Below are 1,507 nucleotides of genomic sequence, written 5' to 3'. Positions count from 1 at the left end.
TGCATCAATTCGAGGGCACGTTTTTGTTCTGGTGTCAGATGAATTTTCATGGTTGCAAGCATGGTCTGGTTTGGGGGATAAATCAAGCATCTTCAATGGCGATTGGTATATGCTCCTGGGGGTTCACTCCCTTGCCGCCGCGACGCATCTTGAAATCCATTGGGATAGCTAAGCAATTTTGCTCTTCAGTAGCACTACGTTTTCATGCTCACCCGCAAGAACATCTAAATAATCACACCATTTATTTAAAGCATCTAACTTTTCGGGCAGGTACTGGCTCTTATTGTATATTGCCATAATTCCCGGCAATGCGTGGCCTAAAAGCTGTTCTACGATATGTGGTGCAATACCTAAATCATTCAGTTTTGTTGCAAAAGTGCGCCTTAAATCATGTAATGTCCACTTTTCATCATGCCCTAATCTTTTCCATATATTACGCCCTGCTTGAGATACTGCTTCCGGTTTTTTTGATTCGCCTAACAGTAAACCACTCTTCTTATTTTCATAAATTAGTTTTTCAATAAGTGGCCTGATACTCTCAGGCACAGGACGAATAATTTTATCTCCTGATTTACTGTGTGATTTGGGTACAGTCCATAACCATAAATCCAAATCCCATTCAGCTATAGTTGATAATCTGACTTCTTGTGAGCGGCAACCAAATACAATTAATAGTCTTATCAAATTACTATAATATGGCAGATGCTTGTGAGTATCTAATGAACACCACAGTTGCTTCAGTTCATTATCATTTAAATATGTGTCGCCTTTATTTTGCTTCTTGCCAACATCAGGAATGGTTAAATCATCCAATGCGTTATTGGCTGCATATCTTCGCACCCGACAAAATTTAAGTGCCTGCTTACACATCTGAAATATATAACCAGCAGCAACAGGAGCACTCTCTCTTGTGCGATCAAAACATTGCAACCAATAACGAGTTTCACAATCTTCTAATGCCATATTTCCAATGTAGGGATAAATGTGCTTTTCAAGCTGTGCTATGTGTTTATTTATATTGTCTCGATTATTTTTTTTATCCAATATTCAAGCGCATCCCTGACAGTAACAGGCTTCAGACTCTCCTGCATATCCAACTTAAATTGATATTTAGGATCTTTTCCAACCGCCAACCAATTTCGGCATTTGTCACGTATTTCACGAGCTTCTCTAAGACTCATATCAGGATAGCGACCAAGAGTGATAACAACTGCTTCTGTCTCTCTGCCGCCTGTTCTATATTTAAACAACCAACTTACAGCACCTTTCTTAGTAACACGAACCATTAATCCTGCACCATCAGCAAGTTTTATCGGTTTATCTCTTTCGGCTCCATTGAGAGACTTTAGTTTTCTGTCCGTTAACTTGTTTAAACCTGACATGTATATATACCTAGTTAACCCGAATTCTGGATAAGAAATTGACGAGAAGCCTGTTCCGGGAGCAAAGTTTTGGTGAACGCCGAAAACAGCTCCGGGGAGGAACAGGCTATGAATAAATTAGTTGA

The 1,507-nt window shown here is 39.5% G+C and carries 1 pseudogene; it reads right to left on the bottom strand.

Annotated elements, in window-relative coordinates:
- Positions 1-168: 168 nt before the first annotated feature.
- Positions 169-1,382, bottom strand: a pseudogene (locus PSI23_RS21375) (tyrosine-type recombinase/integrase).
- Positions 1,383-1,507 lie beyond the last annotated feature (125 nt).

It is taken from the genome of Xenorhabdus yunnanensis, assembly GCF_028598805.1.
GTDB lineage: Bacteria > Pseudomonadota > Gammaproteobacteria > Enterobacterales > Enterobacteriaceae > Xenorhabdus > Xenorhabdus yunnanensis.
The sequence above is the reverse complement of the archived record's forward strand: the minus strand, read 5'-3'. Positions and strand labels throughout refer to the sequence as shown.